This window comes from Pseudomonas sp. BLCC-B112 (assembly GCF_028550695.1).
GTDB lineage: Bacteria > Pseudomonadota > Gammaproteobacteria > Pseudomonadales > Pseudomonadaceae > Aquipseudomonas > Aquipseudomonas danubii.
Window position 1 is genome coordinate 402,308 of sequence record NZ_JAQQGK010000006.1, and the last position, 23,738, is coordinate 426,045.

General features: G+C 62.4%; 24 protein-coding genes. 13 read left to right on the forward strand and 11 right to left on the reverse strand.

Features of this window, described 5'->3' with window-relative positions:
* Positions 1-39 precede the first annotated feature (39 nt).
* The 3 genes from rho to PQT43_RS18385 all read right to left on the reverse strand — a co-directional run bounded on the left by rho (position 40) and on the right by PQT43_RS18385 (position 2,701).
* Positions 40-1,299, reverse strand: a complete 1,260-nt coding sequence (rho, locus tag PQT43_RS18375) for a transcription termination factor Rho (protein ID WP_017125454.1) — start codon at positions 1,297-1,299, stop codon at positions 40-42.
* 247 nt (positions 1,300-1,546) lie between these two features.
* Positions 1,547-1,876, reverse strand: a complete 330-nt coding sequence (trxA, locus tag PQT43_RS18380; RefSeq protein WP_102881241.1) for a thioredoxin TrxA — start codon at positions 1,874-1,876, stop codon at positions 1,547-1,549.
* Positions 1,877-1,996: 120 nt separating this feature from the next.
* A complete protein-coding gene (locus PQT43_RS18385) occupies positions 1,997-2,701 on the reverse strand; it encodes a FadR/GntR family transcriptional regulator (RefSeq protein WP_110652930.1) in 705 nt (234 codons plus the stop codon).
* Between the two features lie 255 nt (positions 2,702-2,956).
* Between PQT43_RS18385 and PQT43_RS18390 the strand changes: the two genes are divergently transcribed.
* From PQT43_RS18390 to ppx, 5 genes are all read left to right on the forward strand, one after another.
* A complete protein-coding gene (locus tag PQT43_RS18390) occupies positions 2,957-3,742 on the forward strand; it encodes a transporter substrate-binding domain-containing protein (protein WP_102862198.1) in 786 nt (261 codons plus the stop codon).
* 21 nt (positions 3,743-3,763) lie between these two features.
* Entirely contained in the window at positions 3,764-4,432 is a 669-nt protein-coding gene (locus PQT43_RS18395; protein ID WP_110594253.1) for an amino acid ABC transporter permease, read from the forward strand.
* Entirely contained in the window at positions 4,429-5,079 is a 651-nt protein-coding gene (locus tag PQT43_RS18400; protein WP_102881244.1) for an amino acid ABC transporter permease, read from the forward strand. Before PQT43_RS18395 ends, PQT43_RS18400 begins: the two co-directional genes overlap by 4 nt.
* On the forward strand, positions 5,066-5,800 hold the full coding sequence (locus PQT43_RS18405) for an amino acid ABC transporter ATP-binding protein (RefSeq protein ID WP_102862201.1): 735 nt from the start codon (positions 5,066-5,068) through the stop codon (positions 5,798-5,800). The genes PQT43_RS18400 and PQT43_RS18405 overlap by 14 nt, the downstream gene beginning before the upstream one ends.
* Positions 5,801-5,954: 154 nt before the next feature.
* Positions 5,955-7,457 (forward strand): exopolyphosphatase, encoded by a 1,503-nt coding sequence (gene ppx / locus PQT43_RS18410; protein WP_102881245.1) that lies wholly within the window; start codon positions 5,955-5,957, stop codon positions 7,455-7,457.
* A gap of 168 nt (positions 7,458-7,625) precedes the next feature.
* Here ppx and ppk1 read toward each other — a convergent pair whose 3' ends face one another.
* Positions 7,626-9,839, reverse strand: coding sequence for a polyphosphate kinase 1 (gene ppk1, locus PQT43_RS18415; protein WP_102881246.1), 2,214 nt, complete (start codon positions 9,837-9,839; stop codon positions 7,626-7,628).
* An 18-nt stretch (positions 9,840-9,857) separates the two neighbouring features.
* Positions 9,858-10,871 carry a porphobilinogen synthase gene (gene hemB / locus PQT43_RS18420; RefSeq protein WP_060841658.1) on the reverse strand — a complete coding sequence of 338 codons (1,014 nt, stop codon included), beginning with the start codon at positions 10,869-10,871 and terminating at the stop codon, positions 9,858-9,860.
* Positions 10,872-11,078: 207 nt separating this feature from the next.
* On the opposite strand from hemB, the gene PQT43_RS18425 reads away from it, so the two are divergent.
* Both PQT43_RS18425 and elbB read left to right on the forward strand, forming a co-directional pair.
* Positions 11,079-11,705 (forward strand): DedA family protein, encoded by a 627-nt coding sequence (locus tag PQT43_RS18425; protein ID WP_102862204.1) that lies wholly within the window; start codon positions 11,079-11,081, stop codon positions 11,703-11,705.
* A gap of 49 nt (positions 11,706-11,754) precedes the next feature.
* The gene (elbB, locus tag PQT43_RS18430) at positions 11,755-12,423 is read left to right on the forward strand and encodes an isoprenoid biosynthesis glyoxalase ElbB (protein ID WP_102862205.1); all 669 of its coding nucleotides are present in this window, start codon (positions 11,755-11,757) and stop codon (positions 12,421-12,423) included.
* Between the two features lie 42 nt (positions 12,424-12,465).
* Here elbB and PQT43_RS18435 read toward each other — a convergent pair whose 3' ends face one another.
* Both PQT43_RS18435 and PQT43_RS18440 read right to left on the reverse strand, forming a co-directional pair.
* Positions 12,466-12,921: a YaiI/YqxD family protein gene (locus PQT43_RS18435; protein WP_102881247.1), complete on the reverse strand. Its 456-nt coding sequence runs from the start codon at positions 12,919-12,921 to the stop codon at positions 12,466-12,468.
* 82 nt (positions 12,922-13,003) lie between these two features.
* Positions 13,004-14,902: a cytochrome c/FTR1 family iron permease gene (locus PQT43_RS18440; protein WP_110652925.1), complete on the reverse strand. Its 1,899-nt coding sequence runs from the start codon at positions 14,900-14,902 to the stop codon at positions 13,004-13,006.
* Positions 14,903-14,949: 47 nt separating this feature from the next.
* Here PQT43_RS18440 and PQT43_RS18445 point away from each other — a divergent pair, with 47 nt between their 5' ends.
* The 5 genes from PQT43_RS18445 (at position 14,950) to PQT43_RS18465 (ending at position 18,673) form a co-directional block, all read left to right on the forward strand.
* On the forward strand, positions 14,950-15,207 hold the full coding sequence (locus tag PQT43_RS18445) for a hypothetical protein (protein WP_272754408.1): 258 nt from the start codon (positions 14,950-14,952) through the stop codon (positions 15,205-15,207).
* A gap of 220 nt (positions 15,208-15,427) precedes the next feature.
* Complete coding sequence (locus PQT43_RS18450) at positions 15,428-16,921, forward strand: COG3014 family protein (protein WP_272754409.1); 1,494 nt, start codon at positions 15,428-15,430, stop codon at positions 16,919-16,921.
* A gap of 12 nt (positions 16,922-16,933) precedes the next feature.
* Positions 16,934-17,305 (forward strand): YcfL family protein, encoded by a 372-nt coding sequence (locus PQT43_RS18455; RefSeq protein WP_060841665.1) that lies wholly within the window; start codon positions 16,934-16,936, stop codon positions 17,303-17,305.
* Between the two features lie 33 nt (positions 17,306-17,338).
* On the forward strand, positions 17,339-17,926 hold the full coding sequence (gene lpoB, locus PQT43_RS18460; protein WP_060841666.1) for a penicillin-binding protein activator LpoB: 588 nt from the start codon (positions 17,339-17,341) through the stop codon (positions 17,924-17,926).
* 3 nt (positions 17,927-17,929) lie between these two features.
* Positions 17,930-18,673, forward strand: a complete 744-nt coding sequence (locus PQT43_RS18465) for a penicillin-binding protein activator LpoB (RefSeq protein ID WP_110594249.1) — start codon at positions 17,930-17,932, stop codon at positions 18,671-18,673.
* Positions 18,674-18,731: 58 nt separating this feature from the next.
* On the opposite strand, the gene PQT43_RS18470 is transcribed toward PQT43_RS18465, so the two are convergent.
* The 3 genes from PQT43_RS18470 to PQT43_RS18480 all read right to left on the reverse strand — a co-directional run bounded on the left by PQT43_RS18470 (position 18,732) and on the right by PQT43_RS18480 (position 21,996).
* Entirely contained in the window at positions 18,732-19,364 is a 633-nt protein-coding gene (locus PQT43_RS18470; protein ID WP_272754410.1) for a LysE family transporter, read from the reverse strand.
* Between the two features lie 140 nt (positions 19,365-19,504).
* Positions 19,505-20,086: a mechanosensitive ion channel family protein gene (locus PQT43_RS18475; protein WP_102881254.1), complete on the reverse strand. Its 582-nt coding sequence runs from the start codon at positions 20,084-20,086 to the stop codon at positions 19,505-19,507.
* On the reverse strand, positions 20,086-21,996 hold the full coding sequence (locus PQT43_RS18480; RefSeq protein ID WP_110594248.1) for an ATP-binding cassette domain-containing protein: 1,911 nt from the start codon (positions 21,994-21,996) through the stop codon (positions 20,086-20,088). The genes PQT43_RS18475 and PQT43_RS18480 overlap by 1 nt, the downstream gene beginning before the upstream one ends.
* 50 nt (positions 21,997-22,046) lie before the next feature.
* Here PQT43_RS18480 and PQT43_RS18485 point away from each other — a divergent pair, with 50 nt between their 5' ends.
* On the forward strand, positions 22,047-22,511 hold the full coding sequence (locus PQT43_RS18485; RefSeq protein WP_102881255.1) for a TIGR02444 family protein: 465 nt from the start codon (positions 22,047-22,049) through the stop codon (positions 22,509-22,511).
* Here PQT43_RS18485 and PQT43_RS18490 read toward each other — a convergent pair.
* Positions 22,508-23,608, reverse strand: coding sequence for an AlgP family protein (locus PQT43_RS18490; protein WP_272754411.1), 1,101 nt, complete (start codon positions 23,606-23,608; stop codon positions 22,508-22,510). The two genes, PQT43_RS18485 and PQT43_RS18490, sit on opposite strands and share 4 nt — an antisense overlap.
* Positions 23,609-23,738 lie beyond the last annotated feature (130 nt).

The following is a 23,738-nucleotide window of genomic DNA, read 5'->3' on the forward strand; positions in this document are numbered from 1 at the left end:
AAAAGCCGGGTTTCCCCGGCTCTTGCTGGCCTGATCGATTTACTTGCGCTTCATCGACAGGAAGAACTCATCGTTGGTCTTGGTCTGTTTCAGCTTGTCGACCAGGAACTCGATGGCAGCGACTTCATCCATAGGATGCAGAAGCTTGCGCAGGATCCACATGCGCTGCAGCTCGTCGTCGGCCGTCAGCAACTCTTCACGGCGGGTGCCGGAGCGGTTGATGTTGATCGCCGGGAAGACGCGCTTTTCAGCGATCTTGCGATCCAGGGGCAGTTCCATGTTGCCGGTACCCTTGAACTCTTCGTAGATCACTTCGTCCATCTTCGAGCCGGTTTCAACCAGCGCGGTGGCGATGATGGTCAACGAGCCGCCTTCTTCGATGTTCCGCGCGGCGCCGAAGAAACGCTTCGGTTTCTCCAGGGCGTGGGCATCCACACCACCGGTCAGGACCTTGCCGGAGCTCGGGATCACGGTGTTGTAGGCACGGGCCAGACGGGTGATGGAGTCCAGCAGGATCACAACATCCTTCTTGTGTTCGACCAGGCGCTTGGCCTTCTCGATCACCATCTCGGCCACTTGCACGTGACGGGTTGGCGGCTCGTCGAAGGTGGAGGCAACCACTTCGCCGCGCACAGTGCGCTGCATCTCGGTCACTTCTTCCGGACGCTCGTCGATCAGCAACACGATCAGATGAACTTCAGGGTTGTTGCGGGTGATGTTCGCAGCAATGTTCTGCAGCATGATGGTCTTGCCCGCCTTTGGCGGAGCAACGATCAGACCACGCTGGCCTTTACCGATCGGAGCGCACAGGTCGATGACACGACCGGTCAGGTCTTCGGTGGAACCGTTGCCGGCTTCCATCTTCATGCGCACGGTCGGGAACAGCGGCGTCAGGTTCTCGAACAGAATCTTGTTCTTGGCGTTCTCGGGACGGTCGTAGTTGATGGTATCGACCTTGAGCAGCGCGAAGTACCGCTCGCCTTCCTTCGGAGGGCGGATCTTGCCAACGATGGTGTCACCGGTACGCAAGTTGAAGCGACGGATCTGGCTTGGCGAGACGTAGATATCGTCCGGACCGGCCAGGTAGGAGGCGTCGGAGGAGCGGAGGAAGCCGAAGCCGTCCTGGAGGATCTCCAGCACGCCATCACCGGAGATTTCCTCACCGCTTTTCGCGTGCTTTTTCAGCAGGGAGAAAATCACGTCCTGCTTGCGCGAACGGGCCATATTTTCTATGCCCATCTGTTCGGCCAATTCGAGCAGTTCGGTAATCGGCTTTTGCTTGAGTTCAGTCAGATTCATATAGGAATGACGTAATCATTTATAGAGGGGGGAAATTAAGCTTTTGGCTTAATGAGGCCGCGCCGCAGAGAAGGCGACAGGATCGCGTACTTATTCGAAAAGGAGAGCGTCGGCGACGGCTTGCAGGGGGCACTGGAGAAACCAATGCGGGGCCGAATGTAACACCTGAGTTTCGGAGCGTCTAGCCCTCAATTACGAAAAAGCCCCGCGTTTTGCGGGGCCTTTCCAGGACACTGAAAATCGACGCTTAGATGTTAGCGTCGAGGAACGCTGCCAACTGCGACTTGGACAGTGCGCCGACCTTGGTGGCTTCGACGTTGCCGTTCTTGAACAGCATCAGGGTCGGGATACCACGCACGCCATGCTTGGCCGGGGTTTCCGAGTTTTCGTCGATGTTCAGCTTGGCAACGGTCAGTTTGCCCTTGTAGGTTTCAGCAATTTCGTCCAGAACCGGAGCGATCATTTTGCATGGGCCGCACCACTCAGCCCAGTAGTCGACCAGTACAGCGCCTTCGGCTCTGAGTACGTCGGCCTCGAAGCTGGCATCGCTGACGTGTTTGATAAGATCGCTGCTCATGGAATTCTCCAGGTTGTAAGCAAAAAAACGTGGCCCATCATATCCGCCCTTCCCGCGTTCAGGAAGCCGGAGATGATTAACTATAACTATGGTGCCCCATGAGTTTGGGTATAGCTCAGCTCACGAAGATGTGGGGGTGACAAAGGCGATTCCAGTGCGCAGAGCGGCATTGCGCACATGCTCCTGCATGGCCTTTTGTGCCGCCCCCGAAGCGTGCCGGGCCAGGGCGCGGAGGATCTTGCGGTGCTCCTGCCACGTCTCCATGGCCCGCTCGGGTCGGATGAACGGTAGTTTCTGACTTTCCAGGAAGATCTCGGCGCTGGTGCTGAGGATGCTCAACATCGCCTGGTTGCCACTGGCCAGGAGGATCTTCTGGTGGAACTCGAAATCCAGCCGCGCCGCTGCCTCGAAATCCCCGACACGCAATTGGCGACGCATGGCCTCGACATTGTCTTCCAGGGCATCCAGCTCATCGGCGGTCAGGGTCACCGCCGCCAACCCCGCGGCAAACCCCTCCAGGGCATAGCGCAACTGAAAGATATCCACAGGCGAAGCCTGAGCGGCGAACGGCCAACTCAAGCCGGCACCGGCTGCCGCTGCCTCGGGAGCCTGAACGAACACCCCCTTGCCCGGCTGCACACTGATCACCCCAAGCGCGCTCAAGGATGACAGCGCCTCACGCAGCGACGCCCGACTGACCCCCAACTGCAGCGCCAGATCCCGCTGCGAAGGCAGCGCATCACCGGGGCCGAAGCCCTGCTCGCTGATCAACTGGCGAATGGCTTGCAGCGCCACTTCGGGTACGGCACGGGTAATCGAATTCATGGGCTTGAGGCTGGCCGGTGCAGGAAAAGCTCCCTTGTAAAGCTATTCGCCGAGCCCGGCAAGTCGTGCCCCAAGGGGGTTCGAGGGTACGACCCCATGCCCGATCCGAGTGCGAAAAAACACACAACTGTTCAGACCAGTAAGACCGACCAAAGCCAGTAAAACCCATATTTCCAGGGCCTTTTCCGCGTGTTGGCATGGCCTGTGCTCTGTCGCCACACAGAAACCACTTCCCACGATTTGCGGAGATTCGCCATGACCAAACGCTGTAGCGCCCTGCTCTCTGCCCTGTTTGCCAGCCTGCTGCTGGCCCAGGCCCCAGCCCAGGCCAATGCCCTGGACGACGTGGTGGCCCGCGGCACCCTCAAGGTCGCCGTGCCTCAGGACTTCCCGCCCTTCGGCTCGGTAGGCCCGGACATGCAGCCCCGTGGCCTGGATATCGACACCGCGCGCCTGCTGGCCGAGCAGCTCAAGGTCAAGCTGGAGCTGACCCCAGTCAACAGCACCAACCGCATTCCGTTCCTCACCACCGGCAAGGTGGATCTGGTGATCTCCAGCCTCGGCAAGAACCCGGAACGGGAAAAGGTCATCGACTTCTCCAAGGCCTACGCACCCTTCTACCTCGCCGTCTTCGGCCCGCCCGAGGCGGCCATCGCCGGCCTTGACGACCTCAAGGGCAAGACCATCAGCGTCACCCGAGGCGCCATCGAGGACATCGAGCTGAGCGCCGTGGCCCCACAAGGCGCGACCATCAAGCGTTTCGAGGACAACAACTCCACCATCGCCGCCTACCTCGCCGGCCAGGTCGACCTGATCGCCAGCGGTAACGTGGTGATGGTCGCCATCAGCCAGCGCAACCCGAAACGCATCCCGGCGATGAAGATCAAGCTCAAGGACTCCCCAGTCTACGTCGGCGTCAACAAAAACCAGCCGGAGTTGCTGGACAAGGTCAACCAGATCCTCAGTGCCGCCAAGGCTGACGGCGCCCTGGAGAAGAATTCCCAGTTGTGGCTCAAAGAGCCGCTGCCGGCTGACCTCTGATCGGCGCCCCGGAGCTTGAGCATGGCTTATCAGTTCGACTTCCTGCCGGTGCTGGAAAATACCGGCCTGCTGCTACGCGGCGCCCTGTTCACCCTGGAGTTGACCGCCATAGGCACCCTGCTGGGGGTCAGCCTGGGGATAGCCGGAGCCCTGGTACGGGCCTGGAAGATCCAGCCCCTGGCGGCGATCTTCGGCGTCTACGTCGAGCTGATCCGCAACACGCCGTTCCTGGTGCAGTTGTTTTTCATCTTCTTCGGCCTGCCATCCCTGGGCCTGCAGATCTCCGAGTGGCAGGCGGCGGTGCTGGCGATGGTGATCAACCTCGGCGCCTACTCCACGGAAATCATCCGCGCCGGTATCCAGGCCATTCCCAAGGGCCAGCTGGAAGCCGCCGCAGCCCTGGCCATGAGCCGCTTCGAAGCCTTTCGGCACGTGGTGCTGCTGCCGGCCCTGGGCAAGGTCTGGCCGGCCCTGTGCAGCCAGATCATCATCGTCATGCTGGGCTCGGCGGTGTGCTCGCAGATCGCCACCGAGGAGCTGAGCTTCGCCGCCAACTTCATCCAGTCGCGCAACTTCCGCGCTTTTGAAACCTACGCCCTGACCACACTGATCTACCTGTGCATGGCCCTGCTGATCCGCCAACTACTGAACTGGTTCGGCCAACGCTACATCCTGAGGAGCGGCCGATGAGCGACTTCACCTTCTGGGACATCCTGCGCAACCTGCTCAGCGGCCTGCAGTGGACCCTGTTGCTGTCCCTGGTGGCCTTTGTCGGTGGCGGCCTGATCGGCCTGCTGGTCATGACCCTGAGGATCTCCGACAAGACCTTTGCCCGCGCCTTCGCCCGCACCTATATAGAACTGTTCCAGGGCACACCGCTGTTGATGCAGTTGTTCCTAGTGTTCTTCGGTATTGCCTTGCTGGGTGTGGATATCTCGCCCTGGCTGGCGGCCGCTATCGCCCTGACCCTGTTCACCAGCGCCTACCTGGCGGAGATCTGGCGCGGTTGCGTCGAGTCGATCCCCCACGGGCAGTGGGAAGCCTCGTCGAGCCTGGCGCTCAATCCCTATGAACAGCTGCGCTACGTGATCCTGCCGCAAGCGCTGCGTATCGCCGTGGCGCCCACCGTGGGTTTTTCGGTGCAAGTGGTCAAAGGCACCGCGGTGACCTCGATCATCGGTTTCACCGAGCTGACCAAGACCGGCGGCATGTTGGCCAATGCCACCTTCGAGCCCTTCATGGTCTACGGCCTGGTGGCCCTCGGCTACTTCCTGCTCTGCTACCCCCTGTCCCTCAGCGCGCGCTACCTGGAAAGGAAACTGCATGCCTCTGCTTAGAATCTCCGCCCTGCATAAATATTACGGCGAGCACCATGTGCTCAAAGGCATCGACCTCAGCATCGAGGAGGGCCAGGTAGTGGCAATCATCGGTCGCAGTGGCTCGGGCAAGAGCACCCTGCTGCGCACCCTCAACGGCCTGGAGTCGATCAACGACGGGGTGATCGAGGTCGACGGCGAGTACCTGGACGCTGCCCGCGCCGATCTGCGCAGCCTGCGACAGAAGGTCGGCATGGTGTTCCAGCAGTTCAACCTGTTCCCTCACCTGACCGTGGGCGAGAACGTGATGCTGGCCCCGCAAGTGGTGCAGAAGGTGCCCAAGGCCCGGGCTGCCGAACTGGCGCGACAGATGCTGGCCCGGGTTGGCCTGGCGGAGAAGTTCGATGCGTTTCCGGATCGACTGTCCGGCGGCCAGCAGCAGCGGGTCGCCATTGCCCGAGCCCTGGCGATGTCGCCCAAGGTGCTGTTGTGCGATGAGATCACCTCGGCCCTGGACCCGGAACTGGTCAATGAAGTGCTCAGCGTGGTGCGCCAGCTGGCCCGGGACGGCATGACCCTGATCATGGTCACCCATGAGATGCGTTTTGCCCGGGAAGTGGGCGACAAGCTGGTGTTCATGCACCAGGGCAAGGTGCATGAAGTGGGAGATCCCAAGCAGCTGTTCGCTCATCCGCAGACCGCCGAGCTGGCGAACTTCATTGGCAGCACCGAGCAGGCTTGAGGCTCCAGTGTCGTAGGAGCCGGCTGGCCGGCGCACAGCGACAGCACAGCCTGCCGAGGGTTTTATGCGTTGAATCAACGCATTGGACACTGCGCGTTGGCGCGAGCCGTTGATCGTGGCAGGATGGCGAGGTTATCGACCGAGACCCCCAACCATGCCCCAATCCCAAGCCAAGAATCTGTCCCTGATCGCCGCGATCGATCTGGGCTCCAACAGCTTTCACATGGTCGTGGCCAAGGCCCGGAACGGTGAAATCCGCATTCTCGAGCGGCTCGGTGAAAAGGTTCAACTGGCCGCCGGAATCAACGAAGAACGCCAGCTCAACGAAGAATCCATGCAGCGCGGGCTCGACTGCCTCAAGCGCTTCGCCCAACTGATCAACGGCATGCCGCCGGGCACCGTACGCATCGTCGGCACCAACGCCCTGCGTGAAGCCCGCAACCGTGGCGAGTTCATTCGCCGCGCCGAGGAGATCCTCGGCCACCCGGTGGAGGTCATCTCCGGCCGTGAAGAGGCCCGACTGATCTACCTTGGGGTGTCCCACACCCTCGCCGACACCCCGGGCAAGCGCCTGGTGGCCGACATCGGTGGCGGCAGTACCGAGTTCATCATCGGTCAGCGCTTCGAGCCCCTGCTGCGGGAAAGCCTGCAGATGGGCTGTGTCAGCTTCACCCAGCGCTATTTCCGCGATGGCAAGATCACCCCGGCCCGCTACGCCCAGGCCTACACCGCCGCGCGGCTGGAGATCATGAGCATCGAACATGCCCTGCATCGCCTGACCTGGGACGAAGCCATCGGCTCTTCCGGAACCATCCGCGCCATCGGTCTGGCCCTCAAGGCCGGCGGCCAGGGCAGTGGCGAGGTCAACGCCGAAGGCCTGGCCTGGCTCAAGCGCAAGCTGTTCAAGCTGGGGGATGCCGAGAAAATCGACTTCGAAGGCATCAAGCCTGATCGGCGGGCGATCTTCCCGGCGGGCCTGGCGATTCTCGAAGCCATCTTCGACGCCCTGGAACTGCAGCGCATGGACCACTGCGAAGGCGCCCTGCGTGAAGGCGTGCTCTATGACCTGCTGGGCCGCCATCATCACGAAGACGTCCGTGAACGTACCCTCAGCTCGCTGATGGAGCGCTACCACGTGGACCTGGAGCAAGCCTCGCGAGTCGAAGGCAAGGCCCTGCGCGCCTTCGACCAGGTGGCGGCGGACTGGGACCTGGAGGACGGTGTCTGGCGCGAGCTGCTGGGCTGGGCCGCCAAGGTCCACGAAGTGGGGCTGGATATCGCTCACTACCACTACCACAAGCATGGCGCCTACCTGATCGAGCACTCGGACCTGGCCGGCTTCTCCCGAGAAGACCAGCAGATGCTGGCGCTGCTGGTGCGCGGCCACCGCCGCAACATTCCCAAGGAGAAATTCGCCGAGTTCGGCGATGACGGCATCAAGCTGATCCGCCTGTGCGTGCTGCTGCGCTTCGCCATCCTGTTCCATCACATCCGTGGCACCCAGCAGATGCCTCAGGTGAGCCTGAGCGCCGAAGGCGACCATCTGGATGTGGAGTTCCCGGAAAACTGGCTGGATGAAAACCAGCTGACCCAGGCCGACTTCGCCCTGGAAGCCGAATGGCTGACCCGGGTCGGCATCGTGCTCAACGTTCGCTGACCTGCCACGGACCTGTAGGAGCCGGCTTGCCGGCGAAGAGGCCGCGAAACCTTGCATCGCTCTCGGGGACGCCTTCGCTGGCAAGCCAGCTCCTACAGCTCTTGCAAACCGCACAAAAAAGGCCAGCCCGGTGATCGGGCTGGCCTTTTTCATTGACGCCTGTCGCGCTTAGCGCACCGGCAACACCGGGCTGCCAAGACGCTCCAGCAAGGTCGCCTGGGCACTGCGCGGGTTCTGGTTGCCGGTCGGCGTGTTGCGGATGTAACGGCCGTCGGACTGCAGGCTCCAGCTGTGGGTGTTGTCGGTGAGATAACTCTCCAGCTCTTTCTTGACCCGCAGGATCAGCTTCTTGCCTTCCACCGGGAAGCAAGTCTCGACCCGCTTGTCGAGGTTGCGCTCCATCCAGTCGGCACTGGAAAGGAACATCTGCTCCTCGCCGCCGTTGAGGAAGTAGAACACCCGAGTGTGCTCCAGGAAGCGGCCGATGATGGAGCGCACATGGATGTTGTGCGACACCCCGGCAATCCCCGGACGCAGGCAGCACATGCCGCGCACCACCAGATCGATGCGCACGCCGGACTGACTGGCCTTGTACAGCGCGCGGATGATTTTCGGATCGGTCAGCGAGTTGAACTTGGCGATGATGTGCGCCGGCTTGCCGTCCAGGGCGAACTGGGTCTCCCGGGCGATCATGTCGAGCATGCCCTTTTTCAGGGTGAACGGCGCATGCAGCAGTTTCTTCATACGCAGGGTCTTGCCCATGCCGATCAGCTGACTGAACAGCTTACCGACGTCTTCGCACAAGGCGTCGTCGGAGGTCAGCAGGCTGTAGTCGGTGTACAGGCGGGCGTTGGCCGCGTGGTAGTTACCAGTGCCCAAATGCGCATAGCGCACGATCTCACCGGCCTCGCGACGCAGGATCAGCATCATCTTGGCGTGGGTCTTGAAGCCCACCACGCCGTAGATCACCACCGCGCCGGCCGCTTGCAAGCGGCTGGCCATCTGCAGGTTGGACTCTTCGTCAAACCGCGCACGCAGTTCGATCACCGCGGTGACTTCCTTGCCGTTGCGCGCCGCGTCCACCAGGGCGTCGACGATCTCCGAGTTGGCGCCACTGCGGTACAGGGTCTGGCGCACCGCCAGCACATGCGGGTCCTTGGCGGCCTGGCGCAGCAGGTCGACCACCGGGGTGAAGGACTCAAACGGGTGCAGCAGCAGGATGTCCTGCTTGCTGATGACGCTGAAGATGTTCTCGCTGTTCTGCAGCAGCTTGGGGATCTGCGGGGTGAACGGGGTGTATTGCAGCTCCGGATGACTGTCCAGGCCGGTGATGCTGAACAGCCGCGTCAGGTTCACCGGACCGTTGACCTGATAGAGCTCGGTCTCGTGCAGGTTGAACTGCTTGAGCAGGTAGTCCGACAGATGTTTCGGACAGGTGTCGGCCACTTCCAGACGCACCGCGTCACCGTAGCGACGGGAGAACAACTCGCCGCGCAGAGCGCGGGCCAGGTCTTCGACGTCCTCGGTGTCCACCGCCAGGTCGGCGTTACGGGTCAGGCGGAATTGATAGCAGCCTTTGACCTTCATGCCCTGGAACAGGTCATCGGCGTGGGCGTGGATCATCGACGAAAGGAACACATAGTTGTCGCCAGGGCCGCCGACTTCTTCCGGAACCTTGATGATGCGCGGCAACAGACGCGGCGCCGGAATGATCGCAAGGCCCGAATCGCGGCCGAAGGCATCGATGCCTTCCAGCTCGACGATGAAGTTCAGGCTCTTGTTCACCAGCAGCGGGAACGGGTGCGTCGGGTCGAGGCCGATGGGGGTGATGATTGGCGCGATCTCGTCGCGGAAGAAGCGCCGGACCCAGGTCTTGAGCTTGGTGGTCCAGTGACGGCGACGGATGAAGCGAATCTGATGCTTCTCCAGTTCCGGCAGCAGAATGTCGTTGAGGATCGCGTACTGGCGATCGACATGACCATGCACCAGCTCGCTGATGCGGGCCAGGGCCTGGTGCGGTTGCAGGCCGTCGGCACCGGCCTGTTCCCGGGCAAAGGTGATCTGTTTCTTCAGACCCGCGACACGGATCTCGAAGAACTCGTCCAGGTTGCTGGAGAAGATCAGCAGGAACTTCAGGCGTTCCAGCAGCGGGTAGGATTCGTCCAGCGCCTGTTCTAGCACGCGGATATTGAACTGCAGTTGCGAGAGTTCGCGGTGAATGTACAGGCTGCTGTCATCCAGGTTGGGGATGACAATGGCCGGCGTCGGTTGCGCCTCGGCCACTACGGGCACGGGCTCGAGCTCCGGCGAGGTTTCAACCACTGGCTCGACCACCGGCTGAGCGTCTTTTACGGCAACTTCTGAGAGTCCTTCAGTATTCATCGCGTGTTCCTGGGAGGGCTATTTTTGCTCTCGTAACAATTGAGCAGCACGAACGGCAAAGTAAGTCAGGATGCCATCAGCACCTGCACGTTTAAAAGCGGTCAGGGATTCAAGAATAACCCCTTCACCCAACCAGCCATTCTGGATCGCCGCCATGTGCATGGCGTATTCGCCGCTGACCTGATAGACAAAGGTCGGCACCTTGAATTCATCCTTGACCCGAAAAAGGATATCCAGGTACGGCATGCCCGGCTTGACCATGACCATGTCCGCCCCTTCCGCCAGGTCCGCCGCCACTTCATGCAGGGCTTCGTCACCATTGGCCGGGTCCATCTGGTACGAGGCCTTGTCGGCCTTGCCCAGGTTCAGCGCCGAACCCACCGCATCGCGGAAGGGGCCGTAATAGGCGCTGGCGTACTTGGCCGAGTAGGCCATGATCCGCACGTTGACGTGCCCCGCCAGCTCCAGGGCTTCGCGGATCGCCTGGACCCGCCCGTCCATCATGTCCGACGGCGCCACCACCTGGGCGCCGGCCTCGGCGTGGGACAGGGCCTGACGCACCAGGGCATCGACGGTGATGTCGTTCTGTACATAACCTTGTTCGTCGAGGATGCCGTCCTGGCCATGGGTGGTGAACGGGTCCAGGGCCACATCGGTGATGACGCCCAGCGCCGGGAAGCGCTCGCGCAAGGCGCGGGTGGCACGCTGGGCAATCCCTTCAGGGTTCCAGGCCTCGGCCGCATCCAGGGACTTGAGCCCGGCCGGCGTCACCGGGAACAGCGCCAGGGCCGGAATCCCCAGCTCGACCCAATGCGCCGCCTCTTCCAGCAACAGGTCGATGGTCAAGCGCTCCACGCCCGGCATCGAAGCCACCGCCTCACGGCGATTCTCACCGTCGAGCACAAACACCGGCAGGATCAGGTCATCCACGCTCAGCCGGTTTTCACGAACCAGACGGCGCGAGAAATCATCACGGCGGTTACGCCGCAGACGAGTGGCAGGGAACAGGCGGCTGGCAGGGGTAAAGCTCACGGCGGACTCCAGGGCCCGCGCTGGCGGGCGAGCGTGACAGTTATAAGCGGGCATTATGACGAACAGATGACAGTTGTGCTCAAGCTGTTGACCGACAGCAACACTCATTGTCATTGGCCCAATAGTTCACGTCGAGACACATTTCGATACTTTCCCCAACGTCGTCGAAGGGGTAGGCTGCGCGTTCATTTCGCCAGCATCCAGACAATGCTCCAACAATTTCTTCAGGATTTCGGCTATTTCGCCCTCTTTCTCGGTACGTTTTTCGAAGGCGAAACCATTCTGGTTCTAGCCGGGTTTCTAGCGTTCCGCGGATACATGGATATCAACTTGGTGATGGTGGTTGCCTTCTTCGGCAGCTACGCCGGTGACCAGCTGTGGTACTTCCTGGGGCGCAAGCATGGCCGCAAGTTGCTGGCGCGCAAACCGCGCTGGCAAATGATGGGCGATCGGGCGCTGGAGCATATCCGCAAGCATCCGGATATCTGGGTGCTGAGCTTCCGCTTCGTCTATGGCCTGCGCACCGTGATGCCAGTGGCCATTGGTCTGTCAGGCTATCCGCCGGGCCGCTACCTGCTGCTCAATGGCATCGGCGCGGCCGTCTGGGCCGTGGCCCTGGCCCAGGCCGCCTACCATTTCGGCGCGGTCATGGAAGGCATGCTCGGCAGCATCAAGAAGTACGAGCTGTGGGTGCTGGGCGCGTTGCTGGTACTGGGTTTCGGCCTGTGGCTGCGCCGACGCTTCAAGAACGCCCGTCTGGCCAAGCAGATCTATGACGCCGAACAAGCCGCCGAACAGGCCAAGGCCAAGGCTTCGACGACATCAGTGGAGTAACTCGCCGGTCATTGGCATGCTGTCAGCACCCTGAACCAGGAGAAAAACCATGAGCAAAAAAGTTGCAGTGATCCTTTCCGGTTGCGGCGTGTTCGACGGTGCCGAGATCCACGAAAGCGTGATGACCCTGCTGCGCCTCGACCAGCGCGGCGCCCAGGTGCAGTGCTTTGCCCCGAACATCCCGCAGATGCATGTGCTCAACCACCTGACCGGCGAAGCCATGCCCGAGACCCGCAACGTGCTGGTGGAATCCGCGCGCATTGCTCGTGGCCAGGTCAAGGACCTGCGCGAGGCCAATGTCGAAGACTTCGACGCGCTGATCGTGCCAGGCGGTTTCGGGGCAGCCAAGAACCTCTCCAGCTTTGCCACCGAAGGCGCGGCCTGCACAGTCCAGGCGGACGTCCTGGCTCTGGCCGAAGCCTTTGCCGAAGCGGGCAAACCGGTGGGCCTGATGTGCATCGCTCCGGCCCTGGCGGCGAAGATCTACGGTCCTGGCGTGACCTGCACCATCGGCAACGATGCTGATACCGCAGCGGCCCTGGGCAAGATGGGCGCCAGCCACACCGAATGCGCAGTAGGCGACATCGTCGAAGACAAAGCGCGCAAACTGGTGAGCACCCCGGCCTATATGCTGGCGCAATCCATCAGCGAAGCCGCCTCCGGGATCAACAAGCTGGTAGACCGGGTGCTGGAACTGACCCACGAAGGCGAGCAGTGACTCCCTGACACCCCGCTTCAGGAGGAGCCGCTGGTTCCTCCTTCAGGCCTGACGCGCCAGCCGGGTCAGAATCCGGTCCAGAGCATTGGCGAAGGCCTGCTTCTCCCGCTCGCCATAAGGCGCCTGTCCGCCACTGACCTGCCCCTGCTCCCGCAGATCGGTGAACAGATTACGCACCGCCAGGCGCTCCCCCATGTTCTGCGCATCGAACTCCTTGCCACGCGGGTCCAGGGCCGACACCCCCTTTTTCACCAAGCGGTCGGCCAAGGGCACATCACTGCAGATCACCAGCTCACCGGGCACGGCATGCTCCACCAGATAATCGTCGGCAGCATCCGGGCCACTGGGCACCACAATCAGTTTGACGCAGGCGAAAGCCGGCTTGATCTGCGCTTGCCCGGCCACCAGCACCACCTCGAACTGGCGCTTCAAGGCAAAGCGCACCACCTGATCCTTGGCCGCCTTGGGGCAAGCGTCGGCATCGATCCAGACACGCATTGATGTTCTCCTCACAAAATGCAAAACGGGCAAGCCAGCCCCCGCAGGAGCGGGCTCGCCCGCGATCAGCGACGCTGTCGACTCAAGACGCGCGCAGTCGCTGCTTCTCACTCATGCGGCTGCGACTGTACAGCACCACGATCGCCAGGATCGCCACAGCCTGAGCCCCCAGCGAGTAGGCATCGGCATGAATGCCCAGCCAGTCGAAATCGAAGAAGGCTACTGGCCGGGTGCCGAAGATGCCCGCTTCCTGCAACGCCTTGACCCCGTGCCCGGCAAATACCACCGACAAGGCACACAGCAGCGCCGCGTTGATGCCGAAGAACAGCGCCAGAGGCAGCTTGGCCGAGCCCCGCAGGATCACCCACGCCAGGCCCACCAGCAACACCAGAGCGGTGGCACCACCAGCCATGACCGCGTTATGCCCGGCTGGGCCTGCCTGCAGCCACAGGGTCTCGTAGAACAGGATCACCTCGAACAGCTCGCGGTACACCGAGAAGAACGCCAGCACGGCAAAACCGAAACGCCCGCCGCCGCCCACCAGGCTGCTCTTGATGTAATCCTGCCAGGCCGCCGCATGCCGACGATCGTGCATCCATACCCCGAGCCACAGCACCATGACACTGGCGAACAACGCCGTGGCACCCTCCAGCAGCTCCCGCTGGGAACCGCTGACGTCGATCACATAAGCCGCCAGGGCCCAGGTGGCCAGGCCGGCCAACAGCGCCAGGCCCCAGCCGACGTTGACACTGCGCACCGCCGATTGCTGGCCGGTATTACGCAGGAACGCAAGGATCGCCGCCAGCACCAGAATGGCTTCCAGGCCTTCGCGCAGGAGGATCAGCAAACCGGAGATAAAACTCAGGGACCAGCTCAGGCTGTCGCCCCCCAACAACTCGGCGGACGCCTTGAGCTTGGCCTTGGCGGCGTCCAGGCGCTGTTCGGCCTGGGCCACCGGCAATCCGTCCTGCAACGACTGCCGGTAGGCCATCAGGGCCTTCTCCGTGTCCTTGCGCACCGTGGCATCGACGTTGTCCAGGGAGCTTTCCACCAGTTCGAAACCTTCCAGGTAAGCCGCTACCGAAAGATCGTAGGCTTGCTCATGCTCGCCGTTGCGATAGGCCGCGAGACTCTTGTCCAGGGTCGAAGCGGTGTAGTCCAGCAACTGCGCCGGGCCACGCTTGACCTGAGGCGGCTGGGCCCGCTGGGCACGGAAAGTGGCCGCTGCCTGCGGCCCCTGAGCAGCCAGCACTTCAGCAGGCGTCTGCCGGGCCAGGTCGGCCAGATTGAAGCTCTGCTCGCCCTTGGCCGCCGCAGGATCGGCGCTGAACCCGGCGATGTAGGTGGCCAGATCCCAGCGCTGCCGGTCATCCAACTGATCAGCGAAGGCCGGCATGTCGGTGCCTTCGACCCCAAGCCCCAGGGTGTTGTAGACCGCGTACAGGCTCAGGCGATCAAGGCGCTCGGCATCCCGCAGATTGGCCGGCGGCGGGGTCATGCCCACACCTGCCGGACCATCGCCTGCGCCTTTCTCCCCATGGCAGACCGAGCAATGCTGGGCATACAGCGGCGCACCGCGAGCAGGGTCCGGGGTGATGACCGGCGCCTGGCTGACCTCATAGGCCACCGCGAGCTTGGCCCCCATCTGCCGCGCCAGACGTGCCACTTGGCTGCCCTCGACGCGATCGTCCACCGCCTTGCGCAAGCTGACGATGCCCTGCTCCAGCTCGGCTTTCTCCGGCTTGGCCGGCAGGTCGGCGATCAGCCCCTGCAGGACCCCGAGAAACTCCACCTGCTCGCGGTATTCGGACTCGTCGATGACCTTGCCGGCTTCAACCGTGGGCGGGTAATCGGCGCCAATGTAATCCAGCAGATGCAGGGCCTTGGGCGCGCCATCGACGGTATCGGCCAGCAGGTTGAAGCTGCAGAGCGCGAGCAGCGGCAGCACCAGCAATGCCAGTAAACGGGAAGGGCCAGTCATGAACGAATCTCAAATGGAAATACGAAGTAACATATTGTTCACTCCCAATGAGTTTCACTCAAGGCTTATCCGCCTGTTGCAACACTTGCGCCGACCAGTGCCTGTCCGACACCACCCAGGTGACCCGCCTGCGCCTGAAAAAAGGCCAACACCGATTGACCCTGGGCAAGACCGGCGAGCTGCGCTTCAAGCTGGACCAGCGCTACCAGGTCATCAGCCTGCGGCGCGTGGGCGATCAGCTGTTCGTCATCGCCCCCGCGCCCCTGGAAAAGAACCCGCTAGCGGCCTGGTTCGACCACCAATGAGCAGCCGCTCACATAGTGGCAAACACCAATCAAATTGAAGTTAAAAAGCCATTACAGCGCCAGAATCCACGTTTATAATGCCGCGCCCTCTTTATAGCGAGACGGCATTTAAGCTCCTCTTTTTATGAGGAATTGGCAGCGTAGCCGCAGTTCCTGCCAATGGGTTCGTCCAGCCCGACCCGCACGCCAGGCTGTCTCATTCAGGGAAGAAGAAGTACCCATGACATCCCGCGTCCTCACCTCGATTGCGCTCGGCGCAGTCACCCTGCTCGCAGGCTGTTCGGCCTTTCGCAGCTACGACAACGAGCTTCAGGAAACCAACCAGCAACTGCGTGCCGGCAACCTCGATGCCGCCCTGACCCTGCTGGAAAAAAACAACAAGGGTGAAGACAAGGACCTGCTCTATTACTTCGAAAAGGGCGAGTTGCTGCGGGCCAAGGGCGACCTCAATGGCAGCCAGGCCGCCTGGGGCCATGCCGATCAGGTCGTGGGCAACTGGGAAGACTCGGTCAAGCTCGACACCGACAAGTACCTGGCCCAGTTCGGCAGTTTCCTGGTCAACGACAAAGTCCGTCGCTACGAAGGCTATGACTACGAAAAGGTCATGCTGACGACCCAGATGGCCATGAACCTGCTGGCCAGCAACGACTTCGACGGCGCCCGCATGGCGATCAAGAAGACCCACGAACGCGAAGCGGTGATCGCCGAACTGCGGGACAAGGAATACCTCAAGCGCGAGGACGAAGCCGAGAAGCAAGGGGTTAAAACCGAGTACAAGGACCTCAAGGGCTATCCCGTGGAAGCCCTCGATGCTCCCGATGTGGTCAACCTGAAGAACAGCTACCAGAGTGCGTTCAGCCACTACCTGGCCGGCTTCGTCTATGAAGCCCTGGGCGAAAAGGACCTGGCGGCTCCCGGCTACCGCAAGGCTGCGGAACTGCGTCCCAACACGCCCTTGCTGGAACAGGCCCTGCTGAACCTGGACGCCCCCGTGGAACCGGTGAAAGTCGAAGCCCCGGGCAAATCCTCGGCCAAGTCCAAACGCAAGACGGCAGCCAAGGCTCCGGTCAAGGCTCCCGTGGTAGCGGCCCTGGCGGCCGATGAGAGCGACGTGCTGATCGTGGTGCAAAGCGGCCTGGCCCCAGCACGGGACTCGGTGCGCATTCCCCTGCCGCTGCCGATCAACGGCAACCTGGTCATCACCCCACTGTCGTTCCCGGTGATCAAGGCCGATACCTCGACCCAGACCTTCACCCAGATCGGCATCGATGGTCAGCAGCAGAACCTGACCCTGCTCAACAGCACCACCGCCATGTCCCGCCGCGCCCTGCGTGACGACATGCCAGGGATCATCCTGCGCACCACCGTGCGTGCAGTGACCCGTGGCGTGGCGCAAAAGAACCTCAACGAGGTCAATCCCCTGGCCGGCTTGGCCGTGGGCCTGGCTTCGGCGGTGACCGAAGGAGCCGATACCCGCACCTGGCGCACCCTGCCGGACAACACCCAGGTCGCCCGCCTGCGTCTCAAGCAGGGCGAGCACAGCCTCAGCCTGCCTAACGCCCAGGGCGGCACTCAAGTGCAGGTCAAGGTTGATCAGCGCTATCAGGTGATCGCCCTGCGCGTGGTGGGCAACCAGGTGTTCAGCAGCGGCCTGGCCGCTCATGTCATCCCGAACAACGCCGGCCAGAACATGGCCAGCAACCAACGTCCTTAAGCGGAGCCCTCCATGCGCCTGAAACTCCTCGCTGTTGCCGCACTGGCCCTTCTGGCCGGTTGCGCCACCCCGCCACCTCCTGCTCCCGGCAGCGCCGCGAGCAAGGTGGTGGTGATGAACAAGTTCAACAACATCGCCATCGGCGCGATGCGGGTCGCCCGTGAAAACGGCTTCCTGACGGTCAAGGTGGCACTGAACAACACCAGCCACACCAACATGACCATGTACTACCGCTTTGTCTGGCTGGGTGACGACGGTTTCCCGGTTGCCGATGAAGAAAGCTGGAAAGTCTTCAACCTGTACGCGGCCCAGGCCACCTTCTTGCCGGCCATCGCGCCGGTGCCCAAGGCCACTGACTTCCGCCTGGAAGTCAAAACCCAATAAGCCGTTCCTGAACCCGATCAAGAGAGCACTTCCATGTTTGCACGCTTTTCCTTCCTCGCCGTGGTCGCCCTGCTGGCCAGCGGCTGCGCCAATAACTCCCCGGTCCTGGGCGGCAAGAACATCAGCTACGGCGACAGCAAGGCCGTGGAACTGGTGACCAACGAGTTCGGTTCCACCGACCTGCAGATGATCGCCGAATCCATGACCCGCTCCCTGGCCCAGTCCGGCATCCTCCAGGGTCGCCCGGTGGTGCAGGTCTACGATGTGAAGAACAAGACCAGCGAGTACATCGACACCCGCGAGATCACCACCTCGATCAAGACCCAGCTGATGAAGTCCGGCACCGCCCGCTTCGCCAGCGACAACACCGCCATGCAGAGCCAGGTCGACCAGCTCAAGCTGCAGAACCAGAGCGGCCTGTACAAGAAATCCACCGTGGCCAAGACTGGCAACATGGTCGCCGCCAAATACCGTCTTGAAGGCTCCATCAGCTCCATCGTCAAGCGCAGCAGCGACTACAAGGACGTCTTCTACAAATTCAGCCTGCAACTGATCGACGTCGAGAGCGGTCTGGCCGAGTGGATGGACGAGAAAGAGATCCGCAAGACCACGGAGCGCTAAACAATGCGTGCATGGATTGGCATCCTGGCCCTGGCCTGTGCGTTCAGCGCCCAGGCGGCCCCGAAAGTTGCAGTCATGGACCTGGCCTACCAGGAACGTGTGCAGGAATACATTCACGTGGTTTCGGCCCAGCAGAACTACCGCGAGGGCTACTACAGCTCCAGCGGTTCGGCCAGCTACAACGAACTGGAAGCCAGCACCAGCTACATCGAAGAAGGCGAACTGCGCAAGTTCACCGGTGATATCAAGGGCGGGATTCTCAAGTCCGGGATGTTCCAGCTGGTGCAGGGTTCGCCCCACACCGACGCGTCCAAGACCAACGTCTACGACATCATCAAGCGCATCAAGGCGGGCAACTTCAAGGGTGCCGACTACGTGCTGTTCGGCACGGTGTCGGACATCGACTTCACCCAGGACATCAACGAGCTGGCCAATACCAACAGCTACTCGGCGGTACTGGGCCTGACCCTGGTGGCGGACTTCAGCCTGATCAACACCCGCACCTTCGAGATCACCTCGGCGTTCACCGCCATGGGCGAAGGCCAGGACACCAAGCTGGTGAACAGCCGCGACATCCGTGTCTCGCTGAACCGGCCACGGGTGGTACGCGAAGTCTCCAAGGCCCTGGGCGAAGACGTTACCCGGCAGATGGCCGAGCAGCTGGGTCGCGGTGGCTACGAGCAACAGGGGCAAGCGCCGATGCGCAACAACCTGCCGCCGGACACAGCGCCGGTAATCCTGCGCTAAGCCGTACGCAAACGAAAAAGGCGACCCGTGGGGTCGCCTTTTTTTGTCTCTGGAAAACCTAGGCCGCGGCTTTGCGAATGGTCGCCAGGAAGCCCGCCGCGCCGAGGAACAAACCGGCGAAGGTACGGTTCAACCGCCGCTGCTGGACCGGGGTACGCAACAAGCGCAGGACCCTGGACGCAAGCCCGGTGTAGCCGGCCATGACGATCAGGTCGACCACGATCATGGTGGCGCCGAGAATCAGGTACTGCTGGACCAGCGGCGCATGGGGGTCGATGAACTGCGGCAGTACTGCCAGCATGAACACCAAGGCCTTGGGGTTGCTGATGTTCACCAGGAAGCCGCGAAACACCAGGGCCAGAGGCTTGCCAAGGGGACGGATGGCCGCGTCATCGCTGAGATCGCTGGGCAGCGCGCGCCATTGCTTGACCGCCAGGTACACCAGGTAGGCCACACCGAACCACTTGATTGCATAGAAGGCGGTGGCAGATGCGGCAAGGATGGCGCCAACACCGGCGGCGACAATGGCAATCTGCAAGGCCAGGCCCAGTTGCAGGCCCAGGGCGTTCCAGTAACCGCGCCAGAAACCGTATTGCAAGCCACAGGACATCGACGCAATAGCGCCGGCTCCCGGAGAAAGACTGATTACCCAACTGGCGGCAAAGAACGCCAGCCATGTTTCAAGCACCATCGCACACCTCGGATCGGATTGGTCGTGACTGCCTAAGCTAATCCTCCGACCCGCGGCTGACTATATTTTTTTCGCCCAAAGGTGATGCACGGCCCTGTAGTCGCTGCCGCAGGCTGCGGCAGCGGCTACAGAGGAAGGGATTACTTTTCGCCAGTTCCTACCGGCAGCACATCGCTGCCGCGCCAGCGACGCACCGAGCGCTGGAAGAACAGGCTGTTGGGCACCTGGACCATGGCGCTGCCGGTGCCGGCTTCTTCGGACTCGATCAGGGTGGTGTACAGCAGGTTGATCGCCACGACCCGGCCCTTGACGCCAGGCTTGTCGACGGTGTCCACCAACTCCACCACGTCACCCAGGCGGAAGGGGCCAACGGTGAAGATCAGGATCGCGCACAGCAGGTTGGAGAGCACACTCCACATGGCGAAGAAGGCCACCGCCGCCACGGCAACAAAGCCGGACAGGGCGGTCCACAACACCGTGGCGGAAACCCCCAGGCGCTCCAGGACGAAGATCACCGCGCTGCCCATGATCAGCCAGCGCAGACCGCCCCGCAGGGGCATCAGCAACTGCGGCGGGAACGGGTAACGCTCGCCCAGACGGGTCAGGCAACGGGCGACAAAACGCTGGGCCAGATAGCCCGCCAGGAGAATCAGCAGGATCTGCACGCCCACCCACAACGGAGCGACCCACTGCGCCGGCAATGGCAGTTGCAACGCTTCCATCAGGACAGTGCCTCGAGTTCTGCCTGCATGCTTTCCAGCAACTCCAGGGCTTCCATCCAGGCCTCTTCCAGTTCGGACTCGCGAGTCTTGAGCTTGGCTTGCTCAGCCAACAGGTCCCGCAGCTCGTCCTTGCGCGCCGCTTCGTAAAGACCGCTGTCGCCCAGGCTGGTCTCGATCTTGGCCAGGCGCTCATGGACCTTGCCCAGTTCGGCTTCCAACTTGTCGGCCTCGCGCTTGTGCGGTGCCAACTGCTGACGCAAAGCAGCCGCGGCCTGGCGCTGGGCTTTCTTGTCGGTCTTGTCCGGGTTGACCGGCGTGTTGCTGACCGGGGCATTGCGCTGGCGGTAGTCCACCAGCCAACGGGTGTAGTCATCCAGGTCGCCGTCGAACTCCTCGACCTTGCCGTCGGCCACCAGGAAGAAGTTGTCCGTGGTGCTCTTGAGCAGATGGCGATCGTGGGAGACCACCAATACCGCGCCGCTGAACTCTTGCAGGGCCATGGTCAGGGCCAGGCGCATCTCCAGGTCCAGGTGGTTGGTGGGTTCGTCGAGCAGCAACAGGTTCGGCCGCTCCCAGGCGATCAGGGCCAGGGCCAAGCGAGCCTTTTCACCGCCGGAGAAATTCAGCACCGGCTCGTCGATCCGCGCGCCGCGGAAGTCGAAACCGCCGAGGAAGTCGCGCAGGGTCTGCTCGCGCTCGGTGGGCGCCAGCCGCTGCAGGTGCAGCAAGGGGCTGGCCTTGGAATCCAGGGAGTCCAATTGATGCTGGGCAAAGTAGCCCACCACGGTGTTCTCGCCCCGGGTCAGGCGCCCGGACAGCGGCTGCAGCTCACCGGAGAGGTTCTTGATCAGGGTCGACTTGCCGGCGCCGTTAGGGCCCAGCAGGCCGATCCGTGCGCCCGGCGTCAGTTGCAGCTTGACCTTCTCCAGGATCGTGCGCTCGCCATACCCTAGGCGCGCATCGGAGAGATCGATCAGCGGGCTGGAAATCTTCGTCGACTCGCGGAAGGTGAAGTCGAAGGGCGAGTCGACGTGGGCCGCCGACAGCTCTTCCATCCGTTCCAGGGCCTTGATCCGGCTCTGGGCCTGGCGAGCCTTGGTGGCCTGGGCCTTGAAGCGGGCAATGTAGCTTTCCATGTGCGCCCGTTGCGCCTGCTGCTTCTCGTAGGCCTGCTGTTGCTGGGCCAGGCGCTCGGCACGGGCCCGCTCGAAGGCGCTGTAGCCACCGCGATAGAGGGTGATCTTGCGCTGGTCGACGTGAGCCACGTGATCCACCACGGCATCGAGGAAATCCCGATCGTGGGAGATCAACAGCAAGGTGCCGGGATAACCCTTGAGCCAGTCTTCGAGCCAGATGATGGCATCGAGATCCAAGTGGTTGGTGGGTTCGTCGAGCAACAAGAGGTCCGACGGGCACATCAGCGCCTGGGCCAGGTTCAGGCGCATCCGCCAGCCCCCGGAGAAGTCGCCGACCTGGCGGTCCATCTGTTCGTTGGTGAAGCCCAGTCCGGCCAGCAGCTTGCGCGCCCTCGCGTCAGCGGTGTAGCCGTCGGCGCTGTCCAGCTCGGCGTGCAGGCGCGCTTGCGCGCCACCGTCATGGGCCGCTTCGGCGGCGGCCAGTTCACGCTGCACCTGGCGCAGACGCAGGTCGCCGTCGAGCACATAGTCCACGGCCAGGCGCTCGAGGGTGTCGACCTCCTGACGCATGTGGGCAATGCGCCAATCGGCGGGCAGGAAGCAGTCACCCGAATCCGGATGCAGCTCGCCGCGCAGCAAGGCGAACAGGCTGGATTTGCCGGCACCGTTGGCACCGATCAGGCCGGCTTTCTGGCCGGCGTGCAGGGTCAGCTCGGCGTCTTCTAGCAGACGTTGCGGGCCACGCTGTAAAGTCAGGTTCTGAAGTCGAATCATAATGGCGGCGGAGTCTACCAGCTTCGCTCGCAACTGGCGCGAGTAGCACTATGTCCTCTGACCTGTGGAATTTTTCCCTGACCATTTATGCCCTTCCCGGCGTGCAGGAAGCCTGCCTGCAACTACAGGACGAAGGTGCCAATGTCTGCCTACTGCTCTGTGGAGCCTGGCTTGGCCAGCGAGGCGTCCGCTGCGATAGCCAGCGCCTGGAGCAGTTGAAAGAGCTCGCGGCGCCTTGGCACCGGGACGTGGTTCAACCTTTGCGCGACTTGCGCATTGGCTGGCGCGATGCGGCCCGCGAAGACCTTGAGTTGAGTGCCTTGCGCGAACAGGTCAAGACCCTGGAACTGGAAGCCGAACGGCAATTGCTGTTGCGTTTGCAGGAACGGGTACGGGAATGGCCGGAGGTTCAAGCGAAGAGCCTGGAAGACTGGCTTGAAGGATTGGCGGCCGGAGCCGCCGAACGCAACCGCGACGCGCTGCAGGTGCTGCGCGTCGCGGCGACCGGCGCTTAAGAAGCGCTGGAAGGAGTACCGGCAGTTACCGGAGCGGGAGCGGCAGGAGCTGTGCTCGCAGCCGCTGCTGGCGAGGCTGCTGGCGCGGGTGCAGCTGGCTTGGCCGCAGCCGGTGCTGGAGCCGCTGGCTTGGCTGCCGGGGTGGCGGGTTTGGCCACAGCAGGTTTGGCTGCTGCAGGCTTGGCCGCCGGCTTTTTCGCAGCCGGTTTGGCCGCAGGCTTGGCGGCCGGCTTGGCTGCTGGTTTAGCAGCCGACGATGCTGCTGGCTTGGCAGCTACTGCAGGTTTGCTGGCGGGTTTGGCAGCAGGTTTGGCCGGCGCTTTTGCGGCGGCAGGTTTGGCTGCGGGTTTGGCTGCGACAGGTTTAGCGGCAGCTGTTTTAGCCGCTGCGGGTTTGGCCGCAGGCTTGGCTGCTGGTTTAGCGGCAGGTTTGGCTGCTACAGATTTGGCGGCAGGTTTGGCCACTGGCTTGGCTGCGGCGGCTTTGGCTGCTGGCTTGGCGGCAGCGGTCTTGGCGGCAACAGGTTTGGCAGGCGCAGGCTTGGCGGCAGGCTTAGCCGCTGCGGGTTTGCTCGCCGCGGGTTTAGCTGCGCTGGCAGCCGCTTTTTTCGCCACTGGTTTGGCGGCAGATTTGGCTGGTGCTTTAGCTGCAGGCTTGGCCGCTGGTTTCTTCGCCGCGACAGCTACCGGCTTGGCATCACGAGTGCTCAATGCCTTGGCTACTGCTTCCTTCACACGGCCAACGCCTTGAGCCAGTTTCAGGCTTTCCTGGGCATCACGCTTGAGTTGCAGAATGTAGCTGCGGGTTTGTGCCTGGCGCTCTTTCAATGCGTCCAGCAAGTCTTCGAGTTCTTTCACCGCGGTCTTGGCCTTGGCTTGTGCCTTGGCCTTGCCGGCCGCCGCAGCGTCCTGCAATTTGGTGCGCGATTTGTGCAGTTTTTCCTGCGCTTTACCCCGTTGTTTTTCCAGCTTGGCGAGCAGTTTTTCAGCATCAGCCAAGGCTTGGGAACAAGCGTTTTCCAAATGTTCGAGCAGGCTGCCCGACAGCTGTTGGAGCAAATGCAACGGAGTATTTACAGGCTTCTTATTGGCCGACATGGTTTACCTCCTGGCTGACGTGAGTTGCGGCTCATACTAGACCTCTGCTGCTACCGCCGCTAGGGCATGTTGACAGTATCGAAAGCCCGGCGTTGCAGCGGATTGAAAATGTTCTTCGCCGTCATCGAAG

Excerpts from the sequence above, each read along its gene's own strand:
- rho (WP_017125454.1), bottom strand. The coding sequence starts at position 1,299 with ATGAATCTGACTGAACTCAAGCAAAAGCCGATTACCGAACTGCTCGAA.
- trxA (WP_102881241.1), bottom strand. The coding sequence starts at position 1,876 with ATGAGCAGCGATCTTATCAAACACGTCAGCGATGCCAGCTTCGAGGCC.
- PQT43_RS18385 (WP_110652930.1), bottom strand. The coding sequence starts at position 2,701 with ATGAATTCGATTACCCGTGCCGTACCCGAAGTGGCGCTGCAAGCCATT.
- PQT43_RS18390 (WP_102862198.1), top strand. The coding sequence starts at position 2,957 with ATGACCAAACGCTGTAGCGCCCTGCTCTCTGCCCTGTTTGCCAGCCTG.
- PQT43_RS18395 (WP_110594253.1), top strand. The coding sequence starts at position 3,764 with ATGGCTTATCAGTTCGACTTCCTGCCGGTGCTGGAAAATACCGGCCTG.
- PQT43_RS18400 (WP_102881244.1), top strand. The coding sequence starts at position 4,429 with ATGAGCGACTTCACCTTCTGGGACATCCTGCGCAACCTGCTCAGCGGC.
- PQT43_RS18405 (WP_102862201.1), top strand. The coding sequence starts at position 5,066 with ATGCCTCTGCTTAGAATCTCCGCCCTGCATAAATATTACGGCGAGCAC.
- ppx (WP_102881245.1), top strand. The coding sequence starts at position 5,955 with ATGCCCCAATCCCAAGCCAAGAATCTGTCCCTGATCGCCGCGATCGAT.
- ppk1 (WP_102881246.1), bottom strand. The coding sequence starts at position 9,839 with ATGAATACTGAAGGACTCTCAGAAGTTGCCGTAAAAGACGCTCAGCCG.
- PQT43_RS18425 (WP_102862204.1), top strand. The coding sequence starts at position 11,079 with ATGCTCCAACAATTTCTTCAGGATTTCGGCTATTTCGCCCTCTTTCTC.
- elbB (WP_102862205.1), top strand. The coding sequence starts at position 11,755 with ATGAGCAAAAAAGTTGCAGTGATCCTTTCCGGTTGCGGCGTGTTCGAC.
- PQT43_RS18435 (WP_102881247.1), bottom strand. The coding sequence starts at position 12,921 with ATGCGTGTCTGGATCGATGCCGACGCTTGCCCCAAGGCGGCCAAGGAT.
- PQT43_RS18440 (WP_110652925.1), bottom strand. The coding sequence starts at position 14,902 with ATGACTGGCCCTTCCCGTTTACTGGCATTGCTGGTGCTGCCGCTGCTC.
- PQT43_RS18445 (WP_272754408.1), top strand. The coding sequence starts at position 14,950 with ATGAGTTTCACTCAAGGCTTATCCGCCTGTTGCAACACTTGCGCCGAC.
- PQT43_RS18450 (WP_272754409.1), top strand. The coding sequence starts at position 15,428 with ATGACATCCCGCGTCCTCACCTCGATTGCGCTCGGCGCAGTCACCCTG.
- PQT43_RS18455 (WP_060841665.1), top strand. The coding sequence starts at position 16,934 with ATGCGCCTGAAACTCCTCGCTGTTGCCGCACTGGCCCTTCTGGCCGGT.
- lpoB (WP_060841666.1), top strand. The coding sequence starts at position 17,339 with ATGTTTGCACGCTTTTCCTTCCTCGCCGTGGTCGCCCTGCTGGCCAGC.
- PQT43_RS18465 (WP_110594249.1), top strand. The coding sequence starts at position 17,930 with ATGCGTGCATGGATTGGCATCCTGGCCCTGGCCTGTGCGTTCAGCGCC.
- PQT43_RS18470 (WP_272754410.1), bottom strand. The coding sequence starts at position 19,364 with ATGGTGCTTGAAACATGGCTGGCGTTCTTTGCCGCCAGTTGGGTAATC.
- PQT43_RS18475 (WP_102881254.1), bottom strand. The coding sequence starts at position 20,086 with ATGGAAGCGTTGCAACTGCCATTGCCGGCGCAGTGGGTCGCTCCGTTG.
- PQT43_RS18480 (WP_110594248.1), bottom strand. The coding sequence starts at position 21,996 with ATGATTCGACTTCAGAACCTGACTTTACAGCGTGGCCCGCAACGTCTG.
- PQT43_RS18485 (WP_102881255.1), top strand. The coding sequence starts at position 22,047 with ATGTCCTCTGACCTGTGGAATTTTTCCCTGACCATTTATGCCCTTCCC.
- PQT43_RS18490 (WP_272754411.1), bottom strand. The coding sequence starts at position 23,608 with ATGTCGGCCAATAAGAAGCCTGTAAATACTCCGTTGCATTTGCTCCAA.